The sequence below is a fragment of the Thiohalocapsa sp. genome (assembly GCF_019695415.1).
In the GTDB taxonomy this organism is placed as follows: domain Bacteria; phylum Pseudomonadota; class Gammaproteobacteria; order Chromatiales; family Chromatiaceae; genus Thiohalocapsa.
In genome coordinates this window covers 1-3,077 of record NZ_JAIFKJ010000394.1, presented here as the reverse complement: position 1 = coordinate 3,077, position 3,077 = coordinate 1, and the positions used below count along the sequence as shown (strand labels likewise).

At 67.3% G+C, this 3,077-nt stretch carries 2 protein-coding genes; one reads left to right on the top strand and one right to left on the bottom strand.

All coding sequences use genetic code 11. The annotated features are described in order from the left end of the window. Positions 1-91: 91 nt before the first annotated feature. A complete protein-coding gene (locus I6U14_RS11285) occupies positions 92-1,357 on the bottom strand; it encodes a hypothetical protein (protein ID WP_296899379.1) in 1,266 nt (421 codons plus the stop codon). A gap of 314 nt (positions 1,358-1,671) precedes the next feature. On the opposite strand from I6U14_RS11285, the gene I6U14_RS11280 reads away from it, so the two are divergent. Next, on the top strand, positions 1,672-3,077 hold a 1,406-nt coding region (locus I6U14_RS11280; protein WP_296899378.1), incomplete at its 3' end, for a Clp protease N-terminal domain-containing protein.

Sequence of the window (3,077 nt, the reverse complement as noted above, 5' to 3'; positions counted from 1 at the left end):
CGCGTCGGCGGCGCCGCGCCGAAGGAGACCTGAATCAAGCGGTCGAGCAGCCCGAGCTCATCTCGGCGCCAAAGACGCCGAATCTCCGCCGTCACCCCGCGCGCGGTGCGCGCCAGCGGAAGTGGGCGAGCTCACCGCCGCAAGGCTGACCTTCGGCAGCCGCCAGCACCGCACCTCGACTGTCCGTCAGCGTCCAGTCAACGATACCGATCTCTTCGCTGATGAAGAAATGGCGCACCGCGAGCTTGTCACGGCGCAGCAGCGGCAGACGGTGCAGCACCCGGTTCGTGAGCCGAAGGTGCAGTCCGTCGGCGGCTGCGTCGATCCGCCGGGTCACGGGGCGCCTCACGCCCAGCACGGGGTCCTCGGCGGTATCTTCCCAGGCGAGGTCGAGCGTCGCGGCAGGGAATCGGCGGTGCCGGCGTACGCCGTCCACTTGCCAGCAGATGTCCAGGTAACGCAGCGAGCGGCTGTTCCGATAGGTTTGCAGCACCACGGCGCCGCCGGTGGCCGCATCCGGAGCAAACAGGAAATCCCAACCCTGCAGCGGCAGCGGCCGAATGCCGAAGCTGTGCTCGTAGTATCCAGAGGCGGCCTGCCAGGTCCATTGGTTTTGGCCCGCGGCCACGCGCTCGCGCAGTGCGGGTGTGGCATAGCCAGGCGTGATGCCAGGCCGCTGTGCCAACGGCATTAAGAGCTCGTTGCCCAGCATCAGGCTGCCGTGGGTGAGCGCCACCGGTGACGCGCAGTCCACGGTCCAGTGCGCCCCGAGCCAACCGCTGCCAAGCGGCCCCGGAAAGTCCTGCCCCGCCGCGGCGGGCAGCGTGACGCCGGCGAGCCCTATATGCGAGCACCGCAGCAGCAGGCCGGCGCCCGCCTCGATCTCGATTTCGGCGGCGTTCGGCCCGTGGTGGGCGAGGGCGATGCAGCATTCGGCATCGCCGGCGGTGAGGGAGCCCGGCGCCGTGGCGTCGAAGGTGCAGGCATCTGTCGGAAACAGATGCATCCAGCAGAAGGCCGCAGGCTCCGGGGTCAGCAAGGGTGCGGTAGACCCCCCTGCGGTCACCGGCAGCACACGGGCCGGCAGCTGAGGGCGGTCGAGTACACCGGCGACAATCACCAGCAGCCCGCTCTCGGCCACCGCGCCGAAGCGGTGCTGCGGATTCACCAGTGCTAGGCCGACAATGCCATGGAAGGCCGCTGAGAGCACCGCGTAATAGCGCCATTCGACGAAGCTCGCCGCTCGCAGCGCAGCGCGCCTCGGCGCCCGGCGTCCGCCGGCGCCCAGCATGGACGTGGTGCGGGGCCAGCGCCAGGCGGCGTCGGTGTGGGCTTGCGGCGCGGCGGAGTCCGGCATGTGGTTGCACCTTGCGGGCGAGTGCTTCGCAGTCTAGCGCAGGCGCGGTGGTGGTAAACCGCCTGCAAGCGCGTAGGATGGCGATGCTGGCTGGTGGCGGGTAGAGGGCTGGCCTACGGGGCCTGGGATCTGGTTGGAGATCGGGGCAGGGTCGCATGCGGCCGCACACGACCCAGATTCGCCCGTCGCTGACCCCATGGTCGGCGCCGGTATTGGCACTCTCGCCCGGAGAGTGCTTGAATTCGCCGCAGGATCGCCGCAGTTGCGCTATAACCCTAATAAATGTCGGACATCAGCCTTCGGAGGTCACCCCCATGCGGATGGACAAGCTCACCAGCAAATTTCAGATGGCCCTGGCGGACGCGCAATCGCTCGCCCTGGGTCGCGATAACCAATTCATCGAGCCAGTGCACCTGATGGTCGCGCTGCTGGACCAGGATGGCGGCACGGTGCGCCACCTTTTGGCCCAGGCGGACGTCAACGTCAACCGGCTGCGCTCGGCCCTGGGCGAAGCGCTTGAGCGGCTGCCCAAGGTGTCCGGCACCGGGGGCGATGTGAGCGTCTCCAATGCGCTGGCTAAGCTCCTGAACCTGACGGACAAGCTCGCCCAGGCCCGCAACGATGCGTACATCAGCTCCGAGCTGTTTGTGCTCGCGGCGCTGGAGGACAAGGGCGAGCTCGGCAATATGCTGCGCGACGCCGGCGCCAGCAAGGGCGCCGTCGAGAAGGCCATCGAGAACATGCGCGGTGGGGAGTCCGTCAACGACCCCAACGCCGAGGAGCAGCGCCAGGCGCTGGAGAAGTACACCATCGACATGACCGAGCGCGCCGAGCAGGGCAAGCTCGACCCGGTCATCGGCCGCGACGACGAGATTCGCCGCACCATCCAGGTGCTCGCCCGCCGCACCAAGAACAACCCGGTGCTCATCGGCGAGCCGGGCGTCGGCAAGACCGCCATCGTGGAAGGCCTCGCCCAGCGCATTGTCAACGGCGAGGTGCCAGAGGGGCTCAAGTCCAAGCGGCTCTTGAGCCTGGATATGGCCGCGCTTATCGCCGGTGCCAAATTCCGCGGCGAGTTCGAGGAGCGGCTCAAGGCCGTGCTCAACGACATCGCCAAGCAGGAAGGCAATATCGTGCTGTTCATTGACGAGCTGCACACCATGGTCGGCGCCGGCAAGGCCGAGGGCGCAATGGACGCCGGCAATATGCTCAAGCCCGCATTGGCCCGCGGCGAGCTGCACTGTATCGGCGCCACCACGCTCGACGAGTACCGCAAGTATGTGGAGAAGGACGCAGCGCTGGAGCGGCGCTTCCAGAAGGTGCTGGTCAACGAGCCCAACGTGGAAGACACGGTGGCGATCCTGCGGGGCTTGAAGGAGCGCTACGAGGTGCACCATGCCGTGGAGATCACGGATCCGGCCATCGTCGCCGCGGCGAGCCTGAGTCACAGGTACATCACCGATCGCCAGCTGCCGGACAAGGCCATCGACCTCATCGACGAGGCGGCCTCGCAAATCCGGATGGAAATCGACTCCATGCCGGAGGAGATGGACAAGCTCGACCGGCGGCTGATCCAGCTCAAGATCGAGCGCGAAGCGCTCAAGAAGGAATCCGACGAGGCCTCCAAGAAGCGCCTGTCGGACCTGGAGGGGCAGATCGCGGATTTGGAGCGCGAGTTCTCGGACCTGGACGAGATCTGGAAGTCCGAGAAGGCCGCCGT